This is a genomic window from Alteromonas sp. CI.11.F.A3 (genome assembly GCF_032925565.1).
Classification (GTDB): Bacteria; Pseudomonadota; Gammaproteobacteria; order Enterobacterales; family Alteromonadaceae; genus Alteromonas.
Window position 1 is genome coordinate 2,651,310 of sequence record NZ_CP136708.1, and the last position, 25,158, is coordinate 2,676,467.

Below are 25,158 nucleotides of genomic sequence, written 5' to 3' on the forward strand. Positions count from 1 at the left end.
ATGAAGTGGCTACTACCGATTTCACTGTTGGCATTATATGGATGCGGCGGTTCAACAGGAGATAGCAACGTCACTACACCTACCCCATCTTCGCCACCCAGCCTAACAATACAGGGCGCCAGCGAAATTATTGCTGGCGACTCTGCCGATTTTGCCGTTGTCGCCCCATCGGGCACATTTATTACTAACGTAAACTGGACGGTAAGTGCAACTAGCGTTAGCACACAAGCAACCAATATAACTCCTCTTGCATCGCATACCCAAGCCATAGGTTTCGATGCTATGGCGGCCGGCGATTACCTTGTTTCGGTTACTGCCACTTTTTCTAGTGCCGACACCTTAACTGACGAGCTGAGCCTTACCGTTATTGAAGACCAGCCTCCTGAAGCTATTTTACGCTTAGGTCACGAAGCCAGCGAAGGTGGCCGCGTTTCACTGCACGTAGATAACAACAGCTTGAAAACCGTTACCGACATTACGTGGGAACAGTTATCAGGGGCATCAATACCCGCTTTTACTTTTGATGACGGCGATTTTTCTTATAATCTTTATTTTCAAGCGCCACAAGTAAGCGCCGACAGCATTGCTGAAATTCAAGCTACGCTGACTTTCGATGATGGCTCGGTTGCAACCGATACGGCTCAAGTGTTGATAAAAAATATCAATATAGATTCAGATGCGTATTTCGTTGATGACTCAGGCAGTAATCCAGAAACCGTGACGTCGCACATGCTAGCGTATCGTCCGAATAGCCCATATGCTGCAGCGCTGGACGCTTGCGTTTACCACAACGAGCTAACTTCCAGCTGCACATTTGCGCAACTTCCTCTTATTGGGCAGCAAACAGAATCCCCTACTATTGATGATATTTTAGATAGAACCTATGTGTCACATCCATGGATGGGAGAGGCATTCGAGCAGTTTTTAGAAACATCTAACAGCAGTGAAGATTTGCTACAAATGCTAAGAGCAACCAGTGCGGTTGTTATTTCTTACGATATTCGCCCCTCATTTTATTGGGCAGTGACTGGTGCTATTTATCTTGATGCAAATAACTTTTGGCGCAGCCCTGAAGAAAGAGACACCATTAATACTCAACCCGATTACCGTAGCGGCTTTGGTAGTGATTTAGATTTTTCTATTTTTTGGCGATACGTAAAAGACGCAGCCTATTACTATCCACAAACTGGCTTGGCAGCGTCAGCAAGGGCAACCCGTACTCAACAAGGTGTCGATGCTGCACTAACATGGTTGATGTACCACGAACTCGCCCACGCGAATGATTTCTTCGACTATACAACCTGGTCATCCTTATCTAACAGTAATACCCCACTAAATTACGTTAATAACAACGCGCCTTTATCAACTGGCCTTGAAAACACCTTGCCGCTTACCTCATCCGAACTACATTCGCTGGCGCAGGTACGTTATGGGGGTGATGATGCAAACAGTACACAGCGTGCTTATTCAGCGGCTCAAGTGGCCAATTGGTTCGCTAGCGACGGTGCAGTTACCTTTTATTCCTATTACACTGAAAGAGAAGATTTCGCTAATTTGGTCGAGCGCTTCATGATGCTTTATCGAATGGGCGCCAGTGCGGATGTGGCCATATTTTCAGGTGATGCAGTAGACGATGGCTCTTACGATGTCACTTGGGGGCAACGGGATCGTATTAACGATAGTAACCTGCAATTACGGGTAGATTATGCGGTTAGCCGCGTACTTCCTGAGCTCGACATTCCGGCTATTCAAGCTGCCATGCCAACGCCAACCTTATTTCCTGCCGGTAGCACTTGGTTTAATACGGTAGATTTAGACAATGAAGATAGTGTGCAGCTTACAGGCGATGAAAAGAAAGCGATTATAGAGGCGCAAGAGAAGCTTGAAGCGCGTTTATAGTTAGAAAATTAAAGCCCGAGTTCCCGCTTAACCATAGCCACAGAAAGCTTTTTTTGTTCCTGCAATGAACGGGTATCAAGCCTGGCTAATAAGCTTAACAAGCTTCGTAAATCTCTATCGCTATGGTGCAACAAAAACTGCAATGCCTGTTCTGACAACCTTAATCCTCGTTGGTCAGCACGCAATCGCACCACTTCCTTACGCGACTCATCATTAAGCGCCGTTAAATGATAAATAACGCCCCATGCAAGCCTAGAGCTTAAATCTGGTAATTGAAATGCTGGGTGTGAAGGCCCGTGTTGACTACTCCCCACAAAGAGTGCGTGAGGGTTTTCTATCACCCGATTGAAAAGGTCGAATAAGGCTTCTTCCCAGCGTGGATGACCAGCAATGGCATGTATATTATCTAAACAGATAACCGAGAGATTTTCTAACCCATCAAAAATATCGAAAGACCACTGGGCATGATGATTCAAATTTAAATAAAGGTGATTAACGTTTTGCTGTGCCAGTTGATGACACAAAGCATACAGTAAATGGCTTTTACCCAAGCCCTGACCACCTAACAATGTAACTAATGGCAGATGTAATGCAGAAAGCGAAGCTAAAGACGGTGCATCCTGCCATGCAGGCATAGCACTTGGAATACCCTTAAGCAACGCCACCACTTCTTGGTTTCCCGTATCAACAAAACTGTCGAACGTTTCATCTGTGGGTAGCGTTACAGGGAGAGTTAGCTGCATAGCAAAAGGGTCATTCATTCCAGTAAAAGGTATATCCTTCTACCACTTGACCAAAGGCATCGGTGACAGGCCGAAGTTTAGATTCAAGCCTTACAGTATTGAGTAAATCCTCTGGCGTACCAAGCAAGGTTAAATTATAAGTGGCTACGGAACCGGTTTGCCCGGTTAGCATGGCCTCTTCTATAACGCTTAAGCTGTTTAAATACGCATTGGCGTTAGCGTATTTTTTTAATGAGTCTAAATTAGCAACCGACACAGATATTTGCACTCGCTCTGCGTCTACGGCACCAGGGATCACAGCATATTGTGAGGACAAGTAATTGGCATAAGCATCAACCAACTGGTGCGTGAGTGACGTAGGTTCGTCGGCAAAAATAGAACCATAGCTTACCTTGCCATTACCCACAAATACCCAATCAAGTGCATATTCACCCTCTTGTGCTTTTTGCGCATATTGGGTGAATTCGTCCATCGTGAAAGGCGGCATTTCTTGCGCTTCATTCACCATTGAGGCTATGAGTTCCTCGCCGGTAACGCTGCCGCTTCCTACTTCCTGCCCATTTGGGTCTATCCCAACTTCACTTAAATCAAGTTCACCGCTGAGTGGCTGCGCTTCGGTTGAACCTTCACCGACATCTTGGTTAGAACCAGATGATGCAGGCAAACCTTCAGGAATAGACGGCATTTCCCCAGGAGTATTTTTATACAAACGAGCGCCAATAATATTATCAACACCATAACGCTGTGATGATGCCGTTAAAGACTGAACGAACCTACCCCACACATCGTAAATTGAGATGCTGGCAGAGTCGGTTAAATCCATTAGTGGCAGGCTTACCGGTACACCTCGTGTTTTCGCAGTGTTAACCAACATTTCCCCTACGGGTGTCGGTGAACTTTCATCTAAAATAATGCGTTCGTTGTCGTCGGTTTCTGTGGCCAACCACACAATGGTTTCTGGTCTACGCTCGCCCCACAAAGGTAGGCCTTCACGTTTCATCAGTTCGGTTAGCTTAGTTTTGTCAAACTCTGCAACATAAAAGGTTTCGTTGCCTGAATAGGAAAAACGGTACGAGCGAAGGTAAGCTTCCGGCTTTCTAAGTGCTGCCCTTACCCCAGGGTTCTGCAGCACCGCGGTATTACCTGACACCTTTACCATTACTTGGGTTAAGGCTTCTTTTACGGCGTTGGCTTGTGTTTTTTGACTCTGATCACTAACAGGTATCTGTGCTTCATTAACCACCACGTGCTGCGTAGCCTGAGCACTCATTGTGCACACCGCTATTGCCAAACCTACACCGCGAATTAATTGTTGCTGAAACATACGCCTAATTTTCCTGTTCCGATAAGAAATCAATTTCTTCACTACTCCACTACAACGCCAAAAGATCGTTGCCCGCTATTCTCTGTCATATTTGTGTTTATTTCATCAATAAATACAAAAAACGAAGTTTGAAGCGGCTAAAAAATGTATTTCATACTCAAATTACACTTTTTTCACATGATCTGACTCTTATACGCCTTAGTCAATTGGACTTGTGGTGACTTACTGGTAGAATCCGCGTTTTTCTACCTCTTACTCTTAGTTCTAGGGCGCAAACGTGAGCGAAAATAAAACCTCTCTTAGTTATAAAGATGCTGGTGTCGATATTGATGCGGGAAACCAACTTGTCGACCGTATTAAATCCGTTACTAAAAGGACTCACCGTCCGGAAGTAAAAGGAAACCTTGGTGGGTTTGGCGCATTATGTTCGCTTCCAACGAAATACAAGAACCCTTTATTGGTTTCTGGAACCGATGGCGTGGGCACGAAACTTCGTGTTGCTATGGATGCAAACCGTCATGATGGCGTGGGTATCGACTTAGTGGCAATGTGCGTTAACGACCTTATCGTGCAAGGTGCAGAGCCGCTGTTTTTCTTAGATTATTACGCTACTGGCAAACTAGATGTTGATGTTGCGGCATCGGTAGTGACCGGTATTGGTAATGGTTGTGAGCAAGCGGGTTGTGCGCTAATTGGTGGTGAAACCGCTGAAATGCCGGGAATGTACCACGGCGGCGATTACGATATTGCAGGTTTCTGCGTAGGTGTGGTTGAAGCTGAAAAAGTTATCGACGGCACTAAAGTAAAGCCTGGCCAGAAACTTATCGCGCTAGGATCATCAGGTCCTCACTCTAACGGTTACTCACTGGTTCGTAAGATTTTAGAAGTGAGCAACGCCGACGTAAATCAAGATTTAGACGGCAAGCCGCTTATCGAGCATTTACTTGAGCCTACCCGCATTTATGTGAAATCAGTCTTAGCATTGCTTGAAAAAGTTGAAGTTAGTGCTATTTCGCACATTACTGGTGGTGGTTTCTGGGAAAACATCCCTCGGGTATTACCAGATGATGCAAAAGTGGTTATTGACGAGAAGAGTTGGCAGTGGCCTTCAGTATTTAGCTGGCTGCAAGAGAACGGTAACGTTACTCGTCATGAAATGTACCGTACGTTCAACTGTGGTGTTGGCTTAGTTATCGTTATTGATGAAGCCGACGTAGAGACCACTATTGCAACGTTGAAAGAACACGGTGAAAACGCATGGTTAATTGGTGATATTCAAGCCAAAGACGGTGAGCAGCAAGTTGAGATAAACGCGTGAGCACTCCATCAACCAAACTTTGCGTTTTAATTTCAGGTAACGGCAGTAACCTACAAGCCATTATTGATAACATCAGCGCTGAAAAGCTCGATGCTGAAATTTGTGGTGTTATTAGTAACCGCCCAAATGCGTACGGTTTAACCCGTGCGCAAGAGGCCGGCATTACGGCAATAAGCCTAGACCACATGCAGCACGACAGTCGCGAAAGCTACGACAAGGCATTGCAAGCTGAAATTGAATCATTAAACCCAGACTATATTGTACTTGCTGGCTTCATGCGTATCCTAACGCCTGAGTTTGTAAATACTTTTTCTGGAAAATTAGTGAACATTCATCCATCTTTGTTGCCCAAATACAAAGGGTTGAATACGCATCAGCAAGCCATCGATAACGGCGACGAAGAACACGGCGTAAGCGTGCACTTTGTGACACCTGAATTAGATGGCGGCCCAGTCATTATTCAAAGCCGCGTGCCGGTTTTCGAAGATGACACCGCGGTAGACTTAGCAGATCGTGTTCAAGAACAGGAGCGTCGCATATACCCATTAGTGCTTTCTTGGTTCAGTGCGGGGCGACTTAAGATGGTAAATAATAAGGCTATCCTAGATGAGCAAGAACTCCCAGAATCGGGTTATGCAAACGAGTAAACGCCGCTTTGTAGCAGCAATATTAATGGCTTTTGTGGGCGCTGGCGCCCACGCGGCCGATGCAACAGAAAATAAACTTCAACCCTACGAGGCAGTTTATACTGCTTACAAGTGGGGCGACGATGTGGGCGAAGCTCGCATTAAGCTTGAAGCGCTAAGTAATACACAATATTCCCTCACCTACTCTTCCAAAGTTTCTAAATTCTTTTTATCTGACAAACGCTACGAGCACTCTATTTTTAAAGTAGAAGATAGCAGCGTTTTACCTATCGAATATCATTATACTCGCACAGGTACAGGGCCAGATAAGAAGCTCGCCGTTAATTTCAATACCGGTAACGGCGGCAAAATAGCGGTAGAGGATGGCGACGAGTTTGTTTGGAACGGTCAGTTCGACAACCAAATTTACCGTGTAGACCTGGCAAATCAATTAGCATCTGGCGAGACGAACCTGACTTACGACTTTGTTAACTATCGCGGTGAGTTACGTACCTACGGTGTAGAAGTAGTGGGTAATGAAAAATTATCATTACCCTATGGTGATTTCGATACGGTGAAAGTGAAACTTATTCGTGATTCTAAAACTCGCGAAACCTTCGCGTGGTTTGCTCCATCATTAAACTATACCCTAGTGCGATTGCAGCAATTTAAAGATGGTGAAGAGCAAGGCGACATTAAGTTGAAGTCTTACACCAGCGAGTAACTTTAAGTTACACCTTCAATAGGCGGGGATCTGCCCGCCTATTTCCATTTTTCTTTTCTATTTTCATTATTTGACCGTTTCACCCAACCTAGCTGCTAGCCCATAGCTATAGCGTGCTAGCGCAAACTATAAGCGTTAGTTTTAATGCAAAATTCATGTAAAAATCTTGATCTTTGGGCCATTAAATAATAGGTTTAACCCATGCTGGTCTGACCTCAATTTGATAACTGCGCAGAATCTTGCGTCATGAACCAAAATAAGAGGAACGATTAGCGTTACATTTAACGCCTTCTCAGGAGCGAAGTATGGCAGATTTTATTTGGTTTTTACTGGTAGTGTTAGCTTTGGCTGTTGCCAGCTATCAACGTACCAGCTTAGTAACAGCAGTGTGTATTGCTGGTGGAGTCATGATTTTAGGGACTCTGTTCGGCGATATTGGTTTACTTGGTTGGATTGTATTCCTAGCACTTACGCTGCCGTTTACCCTTTCTAATATTCGTCAGCAACACATCACTAAGAAACTATTAGCGTTTTACCGAAAGGTAATGCCAGAAATGTCTAGCACCGAACAAGAAGCAATCGATGCAGGTACAGTATGGTGGGACGGTGATATTTTCAGTGGTAAGCCTGATTGGGAAAAACTTCACCGTATTCCAAAAGGCCGCTTAACGGCTGAGGAACAAGCGTTCCTAGACGGGCCGGTTGAAGAAGTATGTTCAATGGTAGATGAATGGCAAATTAACCATAAAGATGCCGATTTATCACCTGAAATTTGGGCATTCCTTAAAGAACATAAGTTCTTTGCCATGATCATCAAAAAAGAATACGGCGGCTTAGCGTTCTCAGCGTTCGCACAGTCTCGCGTTCTTCAAAAGCTTGCTGGTGTTAGCGCAGTACTTTCAAGTACGGTTGGTGTTCCTAACTCGTTAGGCCCAGGCGAACTACTTCAGCACTATGGAACAAAAGAACAACAAGACCATTACTTACCGCGCCTAGCGGCAGGCCAAGAAGTGCCTTGTTTTGCATTAACTGGCCCTGAAGCAGGTTCAGATGCTGGCGCGATTCCTGATGTCGGTGTGGTATGTAAAGGCGAATGGAACGGTGAAGAAGTGCTAGGTATGCGCCTAACTTTCGACAAGCGTTATATTACCCTTGCGCCAGTAGCTACGGTAATTGGTCTAGCGTTTAAACTTCAAGATCCAGACGGTTTATTAAGTGACAATAAAGAGCCAGGTATTACTTGTGCACTTATTCCTCGCGATACAAAGGGCCTAGAAATTGGTCGTCGTCACTTCCCGCTGAATACCCCTTTCCAAAATGGACCTATTCGCGGTAACGAGATTTTCGTTCCAATCGATTACATCATCGGTGGTCCAGCGATGGCAGGTAGAGGCTGGCGTATGCTGGTTGAGTGTTTGTCAGTAGGCCGTTGTATTACCCTGCCGTCTTCTGCTGCAGGTGGTGCTAAGTCTGTTTCATTGGCAACTGGTGCTTACGCACGTATTCGCCGTCAGTTCCGTATGCCTGTTGGCCATATGGAAGGCGTAGAAGAAATGCTAGCCCGTATTGGTGGTAATGCATACTTGATGGATGGCGTAACACGCTTTTCAACAGTAGGTGTTGATTTAGGTGAGAAGCCGTCTGTGATATCGGCAATCTGTAAATATCACCTTACCGAAAAGATGCGTCAAATCATTAATGATTCGATGGACGTTCATGGCGGTAAGGGCGTAATGCTTGGGCCAAATAACTATTTGGGCCGTGGTTACCAAGGTGTTCCAGTGTCAATTACTGTTGAAGGCGCGAACATTCTTACTCGTAACATGATGATATTCGGTCAAGGCGCAATGCGTTGTCACCCTTTCGTGTTGAAAGAAATTCAAGCGGCGTCAATTGAAGATAAGAAAGAAAGCATTAGCGCATTTGATAAAGCCGTATTTGGGCATATTGGTTTTGCCATTTCAAATACAGTTCGTAGTGTTTGGTTCTCACTAACTAGCGGCGTATTTAGCAGTGCACCTTTCACTGACGAAACCGCTCACTACTACAAGCTGTTGCAAGGCTACAGTGCAAACCTAGCGTTACTTACCGATGTTTCTATGGGTGTGTTAGGCGGCGACTTAAAACGTCGTGAGCGTTTATCTGCACGCTTAGGCGATATCTTAAGTGGCTTGTACCTAGGTAGTACTACATTGAAGCGTTTTGACGAAGATGGTCGCTTAAAAGAAGACTTACCGCTACTTCATTGGGCAATGCAAAACACGTTGCATGACATTGAAACAGCCATTGATGACTTCTTAGCAAACTTCCCTAACAAAGCCATTGGTGTTGTACTTCGTGGCCTTGTTATTCCGTTTGGTCGTCGTGTTGGTAAGCCTTCTGATAAAACCGAGCATGCTATTGCACAAATGCTACAGACCCCTTGTAGCGCACGTAGTCGTTTAGGTTATGGTCAGTACCTTTCTCGTGAAGAAGGTAACTTGTTCGGTGACTTAGAACAGACGCTTGATGATGTATTAGCAGCCGAGCCAATCTTCGAACGCATTTGCAAACATAAGAAAGCGAAACTGCCTTTCACACGTTTAGCGGCGTTAGCAGATGAAGCGCTTAGTGAAGACATCATTAACGAAGAAGAAGCTGATTTACTTCGCCGTACAGAAGCAGGAAGACTAAGAACCATTAACGTGGACGATTTCGACCACGAAGAATTAGTGGCTAAAGTAAACTCTTCTAGCGAAATGAAGAAACGAGGAGGCAAAGCTGCTTAGCTTAATCCTCCCTAAAAAGGGCCGCTTCGGCGGCCTTTTTTTATGCATCAAACCCACTGCTATTTTATGGTTAGCTTTTCTACTGACTGCACCTGCTCATGCTGAATCGCAGAACCCGATGGTTTCATTACCTTCTGACACTTTTCAGTGTGGTAATTCAGAACAAGCCCAAAAACTTGCCCGGCTTATTGTGAATGATAAAAACCAAGCACGCCCCCAAATTCACTGTAACCCCACCTTAGTTGCCATTGCTGAACAAAAGGCAAAAGACATGGCAGAAGAAGGCTTAGTGTCGCATTTCTTAAATGGCAGCCCTAACACCCGTTTGCGGAACGCAGGGCTAACACTGCCTTCCTATTACGGCGATGCTATGAGTAATCAGGTTGAGGCATTGGCTGGCGGCTATCAAACCGCAAAAAAGGTGTGGCACGCATTAAAAAGCTCGTTCTCTCACAAACAGCATTTGCTGGGTGAAATTCCTTTTTATGCTGAACAAAATGAAATTGGCGTCGCCTTTTTTAAAGATTATAAAACGCCACACATAGAATACTGGGCGATTTATGTCACTAAACTAAGTAGTGATAAACAACAGAAACCATATGGTGAAGTACCCGATAAGGGGCTCGGCATTGTTACCGAAAATGGTGAAATTACCCCAATGCAACAGTGAGCTATCACTTTTAAAAATTGCGGCAATGGCAGCAGAAACAAAAAAGCCGGTGTTATTTAAAACACCGGCTTTTTTTAATTTGTAGAACTTGTTTATAACCCTAGCTATGCCGAAGCTTTAGCTAAGTTGAAGCTTATCCATTAACAACACCGCTTGCGTACGGGTGTTGATTTCAAGTTTACGTAGAATTGCGCTGATGTGCGCCTTAATCGTCGCTTCTGTTACATTCATTTCGTGAGCAATTTGCTTGTTCATTAAGCCTGCACGTAGGAATGACAATACTTGAATTTGTTTAGGCGTAAGCTCTCTGAATCGTTGAAGCAACAACTTCAATTCATCGTCTACTTTCTCAAGCTCTTCTTCCATACCTTCAGGAAGCCATTTTTTACCCGCAATGATATCAACAATGGCTTGTGCCATTTCACGTGTTGCTGACACCTTAGGGATAAAGCCTTGAGCACCTAAGCTCATTACTTGTGCAACCACTTCTACCGTGTCGCTACCAGACACTACGCCGATAGGAATATTAGGATATTGTTCACGCAAGGTAATGATGCCATTAAAGTATTCACCGCCTGGCATATTTAAATCAAGTAAGACCAACTCTATGCCATCGTATTCATTTAAAATGGCTAGCGCAGCATCAAGGCTTCCAGCTTCAAGAATCTGCGCGTTTTCAAAATAAGGGCCTAGCGCTCCGCTGAGTGCTTCACGAAACAATGGATGATCATCTGCTACAAGAATTCTTGTCATTAGCGTTGTTGCTTCCTTTAGTTCTTATATCTCTAGGTTAATACTTTCGATTTAATTCTAAAAGCCCTATTCGTTAAAAATCACCGCTTTATTTGATTTTTTTAATGTTTTCCATTGGCATTTCTGTTTGTGAGGGTAAAATTGCCGACCAAATTCCCGCTAGCTGAGTACATTTTGTGCAAAAACACGACAGACTTTATGCAAACCCTCTTAAAAAGGTAGCAGATTTTACCTTCGATGAGTCAGTAGTTGACGTTTTTCCCGATATGATCCAACGCTCGGTGCCAGGTTATGAAACTATTGTTCATACTATTGGCGAATTGGCCAAAACAAAAGTACAACCAAATACGAGGGTGTATGACCTTGGTTGTTCACTGGGTGCAGCAAGTTTTTCAATTGCACGGGCCACTCAAGATGTGCCGTGTGAAATAATTGGTATAGACAGTTCGGATGCCATGGTTGACCGTTGTAGAAGAATGGTTCAAGCCTTCAATCTACCAAACCCAATTACCATTGTTCAGCAAAATGCCCAAGATACCCAAATAGAAAACGCTTCTATGGTCGTCATGAATTTCACATTACAATTCATTCCGCCTGCCGATAGAGAAGCACTATTAAAACAAATTTACGATGGTTTGAACGAAGGTGGCGTGTTAATTCTTTCAGAAAAAATTAAACACCCCACCATGGCTGGCAACGAACTATTGATAGACCTGCACCACCAATTTAAGCGTGACAATGGTTATAGTGAATTAGAAGTAAGCCAAAAACGGGCCGCCATTGAGAACGTAATGCTCACCGATACCTTCAGCGAACACGAAACCCGATTAAAATCCGTTGGCTTTAAAGATGTGGTGATGTGGTTTAAGTGCTTTAACTTTACGTCGCTAGTTGCAATAAAGTAGTTGGCAGTGCGGTTAAGTGGGTATTAATACCCTACGAACACTTATAATTAGCATCCCGTGATTTAGCATTAAGAATAGTGTGAGTCACAGTTTAAAACACTGTGACTCACAATGAAGAACACCGAGAAGAATATGACGAAACCAGAATCAGCGTGGTTTAACGACTGCTATAAATCTATTTTAGATACGCCATTAGCCCATTGGCTACAAACACTGCCCGCGCAAATGGATGAATGGCAAAAGAGTCAAAAACACGGTGAATTCGACAAATGGTGTCGCCTACTTGCAAAAATCCCAACGACGACACCGTCGTCCACGACGCTTGTTGATGAAGTTCGAGTGGGTACAGCGGATGATATAGACCAATATACCCAAAAGAAAATCTTAGGCTTACTGCAACAGTTTATGCCGTGGCGCAAAGGCCCTTTCCATATACACGACATTCACGTTAATACCGAATGGCGTTCAGATTGGAAATGGGACAGGGTTGCCCCGCATATATCGCCGCTTAAAGATAGAACCGTATTAGATGTGGGTTGCGGTAGCGGCTACCACATGTGGCGCATGCTAGGGAATGATGCGTCTCGCGTGGTAGGTATTGACCCCACCCAGCTTTTTCTCATTCAATTTCAGGCTATCAAACACTTTATACCTGACAATCGCATTCACTTCTTACCACTAGGTATTGAGCAGATGCAGCCGTTGAACGCGTTTGATACCGTTTTTTCTATGGGCGTCCTGTATCATCGCAAAGATCCTATTCAGTTTCTTACCCAGCTGAAACATCAACTGCGAAAAGGTGGAGAGCTAGTATTAGAAACCTTGGTGGTAGATGGCGATGCGCAAACCGTATTAATGGCGGGCGAACGCTATGCACAAATGCGCAACGTGTGGTTTTTGCCCAGCACAGATGCATTAACAGTATGGCTAGAGCGACTTGGGTTTGAAAACATTCGCGTCGTTGATAAAAACTTCACCACACTGGATGAACAACGTGCTACTGAGTGGATTGAAGGCCAGTCATTGAAAGATTTTCTCGACCCTGAAGATATTACTCGCACCATTGAGGGGTATCCTGCACCACAACGAGCCGTGATTGTCGCGAATCGTAAATAAGTTCAGCCCTATGTAATGCAACCGTGATGTTGGCATAAATGTTGTAACCTATATTCCCCATGATGTACGTATTCTGCATTTAATAGGGTTGCAACATGGACATACATGGGTTTTTAAAGACACATCAGCTACCAAGTACGTATGCGGACACTGCACAAAAATGGTTCATTCCATTATGCGAACGGTTAGTTAAGCACCAAGAGAGTGCGGAGAATTCAAGCAAAGCCCCATTGGTGGTCGGAATTAACGGCTGCCAAGGTTCGGGAAAATCTACGCTTACTGATTTTATTAGTGCGTATTTAACCAGCATTTACGCCAAAAAAGTGGTTTGCCTTTCTATTGACGACTTTTATTTAGATAAGTCGCAGCGAAATGCGCTGTCGATAAAAGTTCACCCGCTTCTTGCAACCAGAGGTGTCCCAGGTACACACAATATGCCTTTAGCGCTTGATACGTTTAAGCAGCTTAAAGGCAGTGGTCAAGTTGCCCTTCCCCGTTTCAACAAAGCCATAGACGACCCCTTCCCTGTTAATCAGTGGCCCGTTATTTCTGCGCCACCAGATATCATTATTTTGGAAGGATGGTGTGTTGGTGTGACGCCACAAAATGCTACCGATTTAAAGCAACCCATAAATAGTTTAGAAGAAAACCAAGATCCACTTGGTATTTGGCGTTCGTTTGTTAATACTGAATTATCAAATGACTACCAAAGCTTGTTTGATCAAATCGATTATCGGGTTATGTTAAAAGCCCCCTCGTTTGAATGTGTTTATCGCTGGCGGTTAGAGCAAGAACATAAACTTGCTGTAGCAACCCAGGGTGCTTCTACAGGGGTAATGTCCGATGAACAAGTCGCGCAGTTTATTCAGAATTACCAACGACTCACCGAGCATGCACTTAAAACATTGCCAATAAATTGTGACACTGTGTATTCGCTAGATGAAACAAGAACTATAACAGGCGAGGAAGTAAAATAATGACAAGAACGCTCGTTTTCACCGATATGGACGGCACGCTGTTAGACCACCATACTTACTCCTTTGAGGCGGCGAAACCTGCTTTAACAGCGTTAGAGTCACGAGATATACCCGTTATTCCAACCACCAGTAAAACCTTTGCCGAGCTACAGCCTTTACGAGAAAAAATTGGTCTTACTGGACCATTTATCATTGAAAACGGTGCAGCGATATTTATTCCACATGGCTTTTTCAAAAAGAAACCTAGTGGGACCGTATGGGTAGATGGCTATTGGTGTAAATCTTTTATATCTAATAAAAACTACTGGATTAAACTGCTGGATAAAATCAAAGCGGATTTTGAAAGTGAGTTCAAACAGTTTTCGCAAATGAGTTTAGAAGAAATTCAAAGCAGTACTGGCTTAGATGAAGCGTCTGCTGCACTAGCAGCTAAACGTCAATTTGGCGAACCTGTACTTTGGACAGGTTCTGATGAAAACAAACAAAAATTTATCGCGGCAGTGAAAGAGCGTGGCGCTTATCCTCTAGAAGGCGGGCGATTTATCCATGTATCTGGCAATTGCGACAAAGGCCAAGCGCTTAAATGGCTAGCGGCTGAATACCAAAGACAACATGAATGTCATGTTAAAACCGTCGCCCTTGGCGATGGAAAAAACGATATTGCTATGCTTGAAGCAGCACATATCGCAATACGAATTTTATCTCCGGTAAATCCTCCGCCTTCCGTTAAAAAAGACGAGGTTTATACCAGCACGTTGCATGGCCCAGAAGGCTGGAACGAAATGCTAACTCAATTGCTATCCCTATAATCAGGAGGACACATGGCTGATTTTTATCAAAACGGTGTGGTTACAACTTTACATAATCTTTCTCGTAGACCAACAGAGGAACTAGAAGCCGAATTACTCCGCTTTTCGCAGAAACGCCCCATGGCGCTAATTTTGCCGTCTCTTTTTTCAGAACTAGAAGGTGATGCCTTACCTCATATTGTTGATGAATTAACAGGCGTACCCTATTTATCTGAAATCGTCATTGGCTTGGATAGAGCCGATATGGCGCAGTACAAACATGCGCTTAAGTTCTTCGACAAACTTCCTCAGCATCATCGCGTACTGTGGAACGACGGCCCTCGCTTGAAAGCCCTTGATGAAGAACTACAATCAAAAGGTCTTGCCCCTAAAGAATTAGGTAAAGGCCGTAATGTTTGGTATTGCATGGGCTATGTATTGGCATCCAATCGTGCAGAGTCTGTTGCTCTGCATGATTGCGATATTGTGACTTACAACAAAGACTTGTTGGCGAAGCTTATTTACCCAGTCGCGAACCCTAACTTTAACTATGAGTTCTGTAAGGGTTATTACGCCCGTGTAGCGAACGGTAAAATTAATGGCCGAGTATCTCGCTTATTAGTAACGCCATTATTACGTGCACTTAAGCGCATTATGGGTGATAACGAGTACCTTGAGTTTATGGACAGCTTCCGCTATCCATTAGCCGGTGAGTTTTCGTTCCGCCGCGACGTGCTAAACGATATTCGCATTCCAAGTGACTGGGGCCTAGAAATTGGCGTGTTGTCTGAAATGCATCGCAACTATTCACACAATCGTCTTTGCCAAGCCGACATTTGTGATATTTATGATCACAAACACCAAGATTTGTCGCTTAATGATGAACATGGTGGCTTATCTAAAATGTCTATCGACATTACTAAAGCCATCTTTAGAAAACTTGCTACTCAAGGTTATACCTTTAGTAACGAGATGTTCCGCTCTATCAAAGCGACCTATTTTAGAATTGCGCTAGACTTCATTGAGACCTATCACAACGATGCAGTAATGAACGGTCTTACTCTTGATATTCACAGTGAAGAAAAAGCCGTTGAAATGTTTGCCAGTAACATTATGAAAGCTGGTCAGAACTTCTTAGAAAACCCAATGGAAACCCCTTTCATTCCAAGTTGGAACCGAGTAACCAGCGCTGTGCCAGATATTCTCGAGCGCTTGCTGGAGGCCGTTGAAGCTGACACCGCAGAATTTATGGAGTAATAGACAATGACATGGCAAGTACTCCATGACAAAGTGAAGCACCATCTAGAATATATCTATGCGGACGTGCCCCTTGAGCATTCATTAGAAAGCTTAACCATGTCTTTAATGGAGACTATGGGCATTAAGCCTGATGAAGATGTTTCGCTTCCTCAATCCCATTCTAATTATTGGGACGAGGAAGACATCATCATGATCACCTATGGCGATAGCGTTATTGATGGCGACGAGCGACCGCTCGTTACCCTTAATCGCTTTTTAAATCGTTATAGTAAGAACACCATCAATAATGTGCATATATTGCCTTTCTTTCCATACAGCTCAGACGATGGCTTTTCGGTTATCGACTATTCGAGTGTGAATGAAGCCTTGGGCAGTTGGGATGATATTGAAGCTATCGCCAAAGACTATGGATTAATGACCGATTTGGTTATTAACCATTGTTCAGCACGAAGCGTGTGGTTCGATAATTTCATTAAAGGTGAAGGCCCAGGTTCAGATTTCTTTTTTACCGGGGATCCAGCGGACGATTTATCTATCGTTACTCGTCCAAGGGTTTCTCCACTATTGCGTGAAACAGAAACTAAAGATGGTACTAAACACGTCTGGTGTACTTTCAGTCACGACCAAGTCGATTTTGATTTCAGGAACCCTAAGGTACTTCTTACTTTCATTGATATCATTCGTTTGTATATCGATAAGGGCGCAAAAATATTCCGTTTAGACGCTGTGGCGTTTTTGTGGAAAATTGTTGGGACTAACTGTATTAACCTTCCTCAGACTCATGAGGTCATTCGGTTAATTCGTACGCTGATTGAACATGTCGACCCTTCTATTATTATCATTACAGAAACCAATATTCCTAACCGGGAAAATTTGACCTATTTCGGTAATGCCAATGAAGCCCATGCTATTTATAACTTTTCATTACCGCCATTATTGGTAAACACCTTAGTGACCGGTAATTGTAAGTACTTAAAAAGTTGGATGATGAGCATGCCACCTGCGCAAAATGGTACGGCATACTTTAACTTCATTGCATCCCACGATGGGATTGGCCTTCGCCCTGCCGAAGGGTTGTTAGATGATGAAGAAATTTCAGAACTTGTGCATACCATGCAAAACTTTGGTGGCAAGATTTCGTGGCGCGCGTCTGATCATGGGCAACAAAAGCCTTATGAAATAAACATTACGTTATTTGATGCGTTACAGGGAACGACAAAAGGCCCTGATAAATGGCAAATAGACAGATTCATCTGTGCACATGCCATTATGCTGGGAATGGAAGGTATTCCAGGCATTTATATTCATAGTTTATTGGGTACGTCTAACGACTATGAAAAAGTCGCAAATACAGGCCAAAATCGCTCGATTAACCGCAGACGTTGGGATTTCAAAGAGCTTGAAGCTCTGCTTGATTCGCCCTACTCTCAGCACCATAAAGTGTTGACGCGATTGTCTCAATTAATTCGAATTCGTAAAGCGCAGCCTGCATTCCACCCGAATGCCACACAGTTTACATTGCAGCTTAATGAAAGTATTTTCGGTTACTGGCGCCAAAGCTTAGACAGAAAGCAAAGTATCTTCTGTATTAGTAATGTGTCAGATGAAGAGCAAACTATTTTACTATCAGATATCAACTTAATTGGTACTGATAACTGGATAGATCTTGTGACTCGCCAACAAATTGCTTTGTCGGATGCCTTTTTGCAATTGAAACCCTATCAAACGCTTTGGATAAGCAACCAAGACTTTGAGTAACCGAGTCTTTGAGTAACATTAGTTTCTTGAGCTTTCCATTCACCTCTTCCAAACGGCGCATTTAGCGCCGTTTTTGTTATAATGTCCTTATCGTCATTGCCTAATACATTGGTTTATTGACTGATTTAGGTGATAATCCCCACCCTCAAATTAGGGAGTGGTTTTCATGTCTTCAAAATGGTTATCGTTAGAACACGCATTAGAAAAAGCGATTGATGCAACTAGCACCTTAGGTGAATCTGAAACCATTGCGTTGAGCCGCGCCCTAGGAAGAATTACTGCCTCTGAAGTACACGCTACACTCTCTGTGCCCCCGTGGGATAACTCTGCAATGGATGGCTTCGCTATCAATGCAGCTAGTAGTCAACCAGATACGCTTATGCCTATTCAGGGCACGATTACCGCTGGTATGGCCGCAGACGAACCATTAAAACCCGGTCACGCAATTAAGATAATGACGGGCGCGCCAGTACCTCCAGGTGCGGATGCTGTAGTCATGGTAGAAAATACGTCTACTGAAGGCAATCAAGTAAGTATTAATAAGCAACACGCTTGTGGTGAAAATATTCGCAACAAAGAAGCGGATATTAAAATTGGACAGTCACTGGTAAATCAAGGCGTTCGATTACAGCCACAGCACCTTATGTTGTTGTCTTCACAAGGCCTAACTACGGTAGAAGTAGTGAAACAAGTTAAGGTGGGCGTGGTCGCCACAGGCTCTGAACTGGCTCAGCCCGGCGAGCCTTGTTTACCCACTCAAATCTATGAATCGAACCGAATTGGTGTTAGCGCCTTGCTCTCAGAGTTAGGGGTAGAAATCATTGATTTCGGCATTGTAAAAGATGACGAACAATCACTCACCAGCCTGTTTAAAGAAGCAAGCGAGCGAGTAGATGTGATGGTAAGTAGTGGCGGCGTGTCTGTTGGCGATGCCGATTACGTGAAAGATGTGATAGACGCTTTGGGCAGCATCGATTTTTGGAAAGTCGCCATAAAGCCAGGCAAACCTTTCGCTCTAGGCCATATTGGTAACACCTTATTTTGTGGTTTGCCTGGCAATCCTGTTTCTGCCTTTGTAACCGCTAAACTTCTTGTTACGCCGTTAATTAGAAAAATGCAGGGTGAACGCCACGTTCGTAAGCCGCTAACTGTTAATGCCACAGTAACTTGTGACATTAAACGTCGTGCTGGCCGACGAGATTTTCAGCGCGCTACCATGACCTACGATGAAAACTTCAATCTTCTCGTCACGCCGTTTCGCACACAAAGCTCTGGTGTAATGACATCTATCACCGCAGCAAATTGTTTAATGATGATTCACGAAGACATCAGTCATGTTGAAAAAGGCACCACTTTGCCTGTTATCCCTTTTGATTTACTTTCACCTGAATCGGATTTGTAACCTTGAAGAACAAACGTTATCTACTTGAAGGTAGAGATATAATAAAGCTGGCTTGGCCATTACTAATTGCGCAAATCACCCAAATGCTGATGGGCGTAAGCGATACGATTATGGCGGGGCGTTATAGTGCCACTGATATGGCTGCAGTGGCTCTGGGTTTTAGTATTACCGTTCCCTTATTATGCTTTATACAAGGTATTGCACTTGCCTTACCACCGATTATTTCAAGGCTTCAAGGTACAAAAGACATAACCGGCATTGCTAATGCCAGCCAACAAGCAGGCTACTTAGTGTGTTTCGTTGGTTTAGCGGTGGCCGCCCTTATTCCCTTTGCCAGCAACATCGTATCGCTATTCCCTATGGCAGATGAGCTTCATACTATTACCGTAGATTATGTCGTTTATGTGCTGTGTGCCATGCCAGGTTTTGCACTTTATCAGTGGCTACGAAACTACTGTGAAGGGTTAGGAAAAACTAAGCCCACCATGTTAATTACTGTTATTGGTTTAATGGCTAATATTATAGGTAACTACCTGTTTATTTACGGCGTGGGCCCTATTCCCGCTTTTGGTGGCGCAGGTTGTGGTGTCGCAACAGCCATTGTGATTTATACCATGCTAATTGCTACTTTCATTTACGTACGATTTAGCCCAGCACTCAAAAAATACCAACTGTTTGATACGTACTACAAGCCGTCTGTAGTGGCCATAAAGCGTACCTTTAAGCTTGGCCTTCCTATCGCCATGACATTGCTGTTTGAAGTGACCTTGTTTGCGGTAGTGGCATTGCTGCTAGCGCCTTTCGGTTCAACCACCGTTGCCGCACACCAAGTAGCCCTTAATTTCTCAGCACTCATGTTTATGATACCCATGAGTATTGGTATGGCAGCGTCGATTCGAATTGGTTATCGCATTGGTCAAAACAATAGACGGCAGGCTAAAATTGCGGCCCAGTGCTCAATTTTAATTGGGCTTGTTACGGCGGCGTGTACTGCAACCTTCACGCTGAGTGCCAAAGCGTTCATTATTGGACTTTATACCAGCGATGATGCGGTGTACCAAATGGCTAATGCGCTACTTATTTATGCAGCTATTTTCCAGCTTTCAGACGCTATTCAAGTTATATCGGCGAATGCCCTTCGTGGTTATAAAGATACGACTGCCATGTTTATCATTACGTTTGTGTCTTATTGGTTAATTGGACTGCCCACCGGCGTAATATTGGGTCGAACTAATTGGATAACGGCAGAGCCTATGTCTGCTGGCGGCTTTTGGATTGGATTTATTGTGGGGTTAAGTGCAGCTGCCATTATGCTAGGCGCAAGACTTTATTATATTCAGCGACCAAGCTACCGCTACGCCACCTAATTTAAGAGATGCTATGCCTATCGGTTACACGTTTGTGTTCCGATAGGCTTCCCAATCACTAGGCGCATCAATATCAAATGCAGACTCGGGATGATTCACCCCAATGGCCTGCCCTTTATTTTTCCAATCTTCTATCACTTTCTTTGCGCCTTTATCACCGCTTAACGCAAGCATGCTATCGAATGCCGCTTTGGGGAAAATAGCAGGCACTGTTGCTTTTATTTCACCTCGACGATTCTGCCACTGACTGTAAATGATGTGATTGGGGTTTGATGGTATTTCGCTGAGCAATGCTTGCAGTGTGGCGGTGGTGACACTGGCTAAGTCTGCTAAGTGCACCAACACGTGGGTGTACTGGTTGTCGTTTGCTTGCATAGCATTGCTAACTCCACTGCGAATACTAGAAGCGATGCCTTCATGCCATGACGGGTTGTAACACACCTTAATCCTATTGCTTTCTGGCACTGCATTTATCGTAATTAAATCAGCAATATCGCTGTGCCAACGGCCAGTAACCACATAAGTAGCATCAAGGTGAAGTGCTTGTAACTGCCCTAATGAGTATTGGATTAACGGCAATCCATGATAATGCGGGGAAAGTAACTTGTTACTGCCGTAACGCTTACTTTCCCCACCCGCCAGCAGTATGCTTGCAATCTTAATCATGCTTACTCGTGTTAATTTAGGGTTGTTGCCGTATTTGCCGCATTCACTGTATTAACCGTATTCATCAGTACTCGTTATACATGCTTTCGAAACGAAACATGCTCTAACGTGAACGGCTAAGCGCATTAATGGCTTGGGTTAGCCCTTCAAGGGTGAGCCCGTACATTCTGTCTTCAACAATCTCTTTAATAATTGAAATAGACGAATAATAAGGCCAATAGTTCTCAGCTTGTGGGTTTAACCATACCGCTTTATTAAAGTGGTTCAGTATACGGCCTAGCCACGCACTACCTGGCTCTTCGTTCCAATGTTCTACACTTCCACCAGGATAGGTAATCTCATAAGGCCCCATGGTGGCATCGCCAACAAAGATGACTTTATAGTCTTTACCGTAACGGTGAATTATATCGTGAACCGATACCCGCTCTTTTTCACGGCGCAGGTTATCTTTCCATACTTCTTCATACACGCAGTTATGAAAATAGAAGTACTCAAGGTATTTAAACTCACTCTGCACTGCGGAGAAGAGCTCTTGGGTAGTTTTGACGTGAGGATCCATAGAGCCGCCCACATCAAAAAACATTAACACCTTTACCGCGTTATGACGCTCGGGTGACATGTGAATATCTAACATGCCCCCTTTTTTGGCCGTTTCACCAATAGTGGTGGCCACATCAAGTTCTTCACTGGCACCGGTTCTGGCGAACTTACGTAATTTACGCAAAGCCACTTTAATATTTCTTGTGCCTAGCTCAACATCGGCAGATAAGTTTTTAAACTCGCGCTTATCCCATACCTTTACCGCAGAGTTACGACGGTTGCCTTTTTGACCAATACGAATACCTTCAGGGTTGTCGCCATACGCGCCAAAGGGAGACGTTCCCCCCGTACCAACCCACTTGTTGCCACCTTGATGTCGCTTTTCTTGCTCTTCAAGGCGCTTTTTAAGGGTATCCATTAAGGCTTCTAGACCGCCAGACTGTCGCAGTGCTTCACGCTCTTCTGCACTTAAGGTTTTCTCGATTTGCTTACGTAACCATTCTTCGGGGATTTCTTTACCGAATAAATCGATAGATTCCACCCCTTCAAAATAATCGGCAAATGCCCGGTCGAATTTATCGTATTGAGATTCGTCCTTCACCATAATGGTTCGAGACAAACTATAGAAGCCTTCTAAATCTGCATAAACAATATGCTTTTCCAAGGCGTGGAGTAAATCAAGTAGCTCTCGCAAGCTTACCTTTACTTGATATTTTCGCAGCGTGAAAAAGAATTGAATAAGCATTAGCGGCGCGCCATAAATACCAATTTTTCGAACAAGTGAATATCTTGCTCGTTTTTAAGTAATGCACCATAAAGTGGTGGAATTGCGGCTTTACCGTCTTTAGATTGCAAAGCTTCAGGTGGAATGTCTTCAGCCACCAGCAGTTTCAACCAGTCGATAAGTTCTGATGTAGACGGTTTTTTCTTAAGCCCAGGTACGTCTCTAATCTCAAAGAAAGCTTTTAATGCTTCATCAAGCAGCTTTTTCTTTAAGTCAGGGAAATGCACATCTACGATTTGCTGCATTTCTTCAGGGGTAGGAAATTTAATATAATGGAAGAAACAACGACGTAGGAAGGCGTCTGGCAGCTCTTTTTCATTATTTGATGTGATAATTACGATGGGGCGTACTTTGGCCACTACGCGCTCTTGAGTCTCATAAACAAAGAATTCCATCTTATCGAGCTCAAGCAATAAGTCGTTTGGAAACTCAATATCCGCTTTATCTATTTCATCAATTAATAGAATAGGACGATTGCCCGCCTCAAATGCCTGCCACAATTTTCCTTTAACAATATAATTGCCAATGTCGTGGACACGATCGTCGCCTAGCTGTGAATCACGAAGACGAGATACGGCATCGTATTCGTACAAGCCTTGTTGTGCTTTTGTAGTAGATTTGATGTGCCACTGAATTAATTCGGTACCAAGACTCTCTGCTAATTCCTCTGCCAACATGGTTTTACCGGTGCCCGGCTCACCTTTGATAAGCAGTGGACGCTCTAGCGTAATGGCGGCATTCACGGCAAGTTGCAAATCTTTTGTAGCGATATAATTCGACGTTCCACTAAAAGCCATTCTGGTTTTACCTCTTTCGTTCTGATTCGTCATGTAAAATAACAATAACATATAGCGAAAAAGCACTTTGCATTTTCACGTTTGGGACCAATGATATAGGGGTATGACGAAATCCCCTAATTCAGGCTATGAATTATTAACTATTATAAAGGTCGTACAGATCACGACTGCTGGGATTTCCTAACTAGGTAAGGATTAATAATGCAAGTATTTGACGACAACTCTCTTTCTATTGGCCGCACGCCTCTAGTTAAATTAAACCGCGTTACTTCTGGTAATGTTTACGCAAAGGTAGAGTCTCGTAACCCTAGCTTTAGCGTTAAATGTCGTATTGGCGCCAATATGATTTGGGACGCAGAAAAACGTGGCGTGCTTACCCAAGGTAAAGAAATTGTAGAGCCTACCAGTGGTAACACAGGTATTGCCCTTGCGTTTGTTGCAGCATCACGTGGTTACAAACTAACGCTTACCATGCCTAGCAGCATGAGCTTAGAGCGCAGAAAGCTATTAAAAGCCCTTGGTGCAAGCTTAGTATTAACGGAAGCGCCAAAAGGCATGAAGGGTGCGGTTGCCGCAGCACAAGAAATTGTGGCATCTGATCCTGAAAAGTACGTGTTACTTCAGCAGTTCGATAACCCAGCTAACCCTGCTATTCACGAAAAGACCACAGGTCCTGAAATTTGGAATGACACCGACGGTAAAGTAGATGCATTCGTAGCAGGCGTAGGTACAGGCGGAACCATTACTGGTGTTAGCCGTTACCTTAAAAACACCCAAGGTAAAGCTATTACCTCTATTGCGGTAGAGCCTACTGACTCGCCGGTTATTACCCAAGCCATGAATGGTGAAGAACTAACACCTGGGCCACACAAAATTCAAGGTATTGGTGCAGGCTTCATTCCAGGTAACTTGGACTTAAGCTTGATTGACGAAGTTGAGCAAGTAACCAACGATGAATGTATGGAGATGGCTCACCGCTTGATGACCGAAGAAGGTATTCTTGCCGGTATTTCTTCTGGTGCAGCAGTAGTGGCAGCAAAACGCTTTGCTGAGCGTCCAGAGAATAAAGACAAGATTGTAGTTGTACTACTAGCCAGTGGTACCGAGCGTTACCTAAGTAGCCCATTATTTGCGGGCGCATTTGGCGACCAAGAAGAAACACAATAATTAGCTTTACCACCCCCGTTACGCGGGTACGAGTAAAATAACAAAACGAGGCTTCGGCCTCGTTTTTTGTTTTAAGATACCCTATAAAGGCATAGCGTTAGTCATCGTTATACTTTTGTTTTTAGCAAAAAAGAACTCAAAACCTTTCATCTCAACTATCTTTATCTAAAGGCTGTAATTTAAGAGATTCGTTGAAGAAATTAGTGAATGTTATTCGAAAGATTAAGACTTATTGGCTTGCGTCTCATCGGATGAGTCACGATAATATGTGCGATCATTTTCCTTTATCTTATTTTGGGGTTTTCATTAATGCGTTCTTTTCGTTTTGGTTTGTATGCCGTTTTGCTTAGCGTGCTTTGTTTAGCAGGATGTGAAGAAAAAGAAGAAGGAATGGGTCGCTACGGTATGCTAGCCGACAGTACACCAGAGTATTCGGCAGTGACATTTCTAAAAAGCGTTTATGAAGATGATAATCTTGATGTTGCAATTAGCCTGTCGTCCGATCGATTGGCTAGAATTCTGACCAATTACCACAGCAACAGAAACGTACAGCGTCATCTATTAAATTTAAAATACGACACTGTGATTATTACCCCGCAAAGCGGTAACAGTGTTGGACGCTCTGAGTTCTCAGAGAAGGCAACGGTTACCGTGTTTTTAAGTGGGATGTACGATGACAATAAAATTGAAGACTTGCGCAGTTTAGATCTCATTAAAGAAGATGGTATGTGGAAAGTATCTCAAATTCACCCAGACCATTTTATGTAATAAAAAAGGCTGTTCGAATGTATGATTCGAACAGCCTT

General features: G+C 43.8%; 22 protein-coding genes. 16 read left to right on the plus strand and 6 right to left on the minus strand.

Translation table 11 applies throughout. From position 1 onward, the window contains the following. Positions 1-1,899 carry a hypothetical protein gene (locus R1T43_RS11450; RefSeq protein WP_317348978.1) on the plus strand — a complete coding sequence of 633 codons (1,899 nt, stop codon included), beginning with the start codon at positions 1-3 and terminating at the stop codon, positions 1,897-1,899. 8 nt (positions 1,900-1,907) lie between these two features. Here the strand turns inward: R1T43_RS11450 and hda are convergent, their stop codons facing one another. Then, on the minus strand, positions 1,908-2,642 hold the full coding sequence (hda, locus tag R1T43_RS11455; RefSeq protein WP_317355786.1) for a DnaA regulatory inactivator Hda: 735 nt from the start codon (positions 2,640-2,642) through the stop codon (positions 1,908-1,910). 10 nt (positions 2,643-2,652) lie between these two features. Further along, positions 2,653-3,966 carry a DUF2066 domain-containing protein gene (locus R1T43_RS11460; RefSeq protein WP_317348979.1) on the minus strand — a complete coding sequence of 438 codons (1,314 nt, stop codon included), beginning with the start codon at positions 3,964-3,966 and terminating at the stop codon, positions 2,653-2,655. 277 nt (positions 3,967-4,243) lie between these two features. Between R1T43_RS11460 and purM the strand changes: the two genes are divergently transcribed. The 5 genes from purM (at position 4,244) to R1T43_RS11485 (ending at position 10,072) form a co-directional block, all read left to right on the plus strand. After that, positions 4,244-5,284 carry a phosphoribosylformylglycinamidine cyclo-ligase gene (purM, locus tag R1T43_RS11465; protein ID WP_211070857.1) on the plus strand — a complete coding sequence of 347 codons (1,041 nt, stop codon included), beginning with the start codon at positions 4,244-4,246 and terminating at the stop codon, positions 5,282-5,284. Then, complete coding sequence (purN, locus tag R1T43_RS11470; RefSeq protein WP_211070856.1) at positions 5,281-5,931, plus strand: phosphoribosylglycinamide formyltransferase; 651 nt, start codon at positions 5,281-5,283, stop codon at positions 5,929-5,931. The genes purM and purN overlap by 4 nt, the downstream gene beginning before the upstream one ends. Next, a complete protein-coding gene (locus tag R1T43_RS11475; RefSeq protein ID WP_317348981.1) occupies positions 5,891-6,634 on the plus strand; it encodes a DUF3108 domain-containing protein in 744 nt (247 codons plus the stop codon). The genes purN and R1T43_RS11475 overlap by 41 nt, the downstream gene beginning before the upstream one ends. A 305-nt stretch (positions 6,635-6,939) precedes the next feature. Next, entirely contained in the window at positions 6,940-9,402 is a 2,463-nt protein-coding gene (fadE, locus tag R1T43_RS11480; protein ID WP_211070855.1) for an acyl-CoA dehydrogenase FadE, read from the plus strand. Between the two features lie 118 nt (positions 9,403-9,520). Further along, positions 9,521-10,072, plus strand: a complete 552-nt coding sequence (locus R1T43_RS11485; protein WP_317348984.1) for a CAP domain-containing protein — start codon at positions 9,521-9,523, stop codon at positions 10,070-10,072. A gap of 117 nt (positions 10,073-10,189) precedes the next feature. Here the strand turns inward: R1T43_RS11485 and R1T43_RS11490 are convergent, their stop codons facing one another. Beyond that, positions 10,190-10,825, minus strand: a complete 636-nt coding sequence (locus R1T43_RS11490; protein ID WP_061997362.1) for a response regulator transcription factor — start codon at positions 10,823-10,825, stop codon at positions 10,190-10,192. Positions 10,826-11,001: 176 nt separating this feature from the next. On the opposite strand from R1T43_RS11490, the gene cmoA reads away from it, so the two are divergent. The 8 genes from cmoA to R1T43_RS11530 all read left to right on the plus strand — a co-directional run bounded on the left by cmoA (position 11,002) and on the right by R1T43_RS11530 (position 20,398). Then, positions 11,002-11,730, plus strand: coding sequence for a carboxy-S-adenosyl-L-methionine synthase CmoA (cmoA, locus tag R1T43_RS11495; protein WP_317348987.1), 729 nt, complete (start codon positions 11,002-11,004; stop codon positions 11,728-11,730). A 132-nt stretch (positions 11,731-11,862) separates the two neighbouring features. Then, a complete protein-coding gene (gene cmoB, locus R1T43_RS11500) occupies positions 11,863-12,846 on the plus strand; it encodes a tRNA 5-methoxyuridine(34)/uridine 5-oxyacetic acid(34) synthase CmoB (RefSeq protein WP_317348988.1) in 984 nt (327 codons plus the stop codon). Positions 12,847-12,941: 95 nt separating this feature from the next. Continuing rightward, on the plus strand, positions 12,942-13,823 hold the full coding sequence (locus R1T43_RS11505) for a kinase (protein ID WP_317348990.1): 882 nt from the start codon (positions 12,942-12,944) through the stop codon (positions 13,821-13,823). After that, positions 13,823-14,632: an HAD-IIB family hydrolase gene (locus R1T43_RS11510; RefSeq protein WP_317348993.1), complete on the plus strand. Its 810-nt coding sequence runs from the start codon at positions 13,823-13,825 to the stop codon at positions 14,630-14,632. Before R1T43_RS11505 ends, R1T43_RS11510 begins: the two co-directional genes overlap by 1 nt. Before the next feature lie 12 nt (positions 14,633-14,644). Then, complete coding sequence (locus R1T43_RS11515; protein ID WP_013784255.1) at positions 14,645-15,868, plus strand: glycosyl transferase; 1,224 nt, start codon at positions 14,645-14,647, stop codon at positions 15,866-15,868. A gap of 6 nt (positions 15,869-15,874) precedes the next feature. Further along, entirely contained in the window at positions 15,875-17,629 is a 1,755-nt protein-coding gene (locus tag R1T43_RS11520; protein ID WP_126873529.1) for a sugar phosphorylase, read from the plus strand. Between the two features lie 166 nt (positions 17,630-17,795). Beyond that, on the plus strand, positions 17,796-19,031 hold the full coding sequence (glp, locus tag R1T43_RS11525) for a gephyrin-like molybdotransferase Glp (protein WP_317348999.1): 1,236 nt from the start codon (positions 17,796-17,798) through the stop codon (positions 19,029-19,031). A 2-nt stretch (positions 19,032-19,033) separates the two neighbouring features. Beyond that, complete coding sequence (locus R1T43_RS11530; protein WP_317349000.1) at positions 19,034-20,398, plus strand: MATE family efflux transporter; 1,365 nt, start codon at positions 19,034-19,036, stop codon at positions 20,396-20,398. Positions 20,399-20,422: 24 nt separating this feature from the next. On the opposite strand, the gene R1T43_RS11535 is transcribed toward R1T43_RS11530, so the two are convergent. The 3 genes from R1T43_RS11535 to R1T43_RS11545 form a co-directional block, all read right to left on the minus strand. Next, complete coding sequence (locus R1T43_RS11535) at positions 20,423-21,064, minus strand: nucleotidyltransferase family protein (protein ID WP_317349003.1); 642 nt, start codon at positions 21,062-21,064, stop codon at positions 20,423-20,425. Positions 21,065-21,167: 103 nt separating this feature from the next. Further along, the gene (locus R1T43_RS11540) at positions 21,168-22,349 is read right to left on the minus strand and encodes a hypothetical protein (protein WP_317349005.1); all 1,182 of its coding nucleotides are present in this window, start codon (positions 22,347-22,349) and stop codon (positions 21,168-21,170) included. Continuing rightward, a complete protein-coding gene (locus tag R1T43_RS11545; RefSeq protein WP_211070845.1) occupies positions 22,349-23,185 on the minus strand; it encodes an AAA family ATPase in 837 nt (278 codons plus the stop codon). The genes R1T43_RS11540 and R1T43_RS11545 overlap by 1 nt, the downstream gene beginning before the upstream one ends. Before the next feature lie 201 nt (positions 23,186-23,386). Between R1T43_RS11545 and cysK the strand changes: the two genes are divergently transcribed. Beyond that, positions 23,387-24,352 (plus strand): cysteine synthase A, encoded by a 966-nt coding sequence (gene cysK, locus R1T43_RS11550; RefSeq protein ID WP_013784262.1) that lies wholly within the window; start codon positions 23,387-23,389, stop codon positions 24,350-24,352. A gap of 309 nt (positions 24,353-24,661) precedes the next feature. Next, a complete protein-coding gene (locus tag R1T43_RS11555; RefSeq protein WP_317349009.1) occupies positions 24,662-25,120 on the plus strand; it encodes a hypothetical protein in 459 nt (152 codons plus the stop codon). The last annotated feature ends 38 nt before the right edge of the window (positions 25,121-25,158 follow it).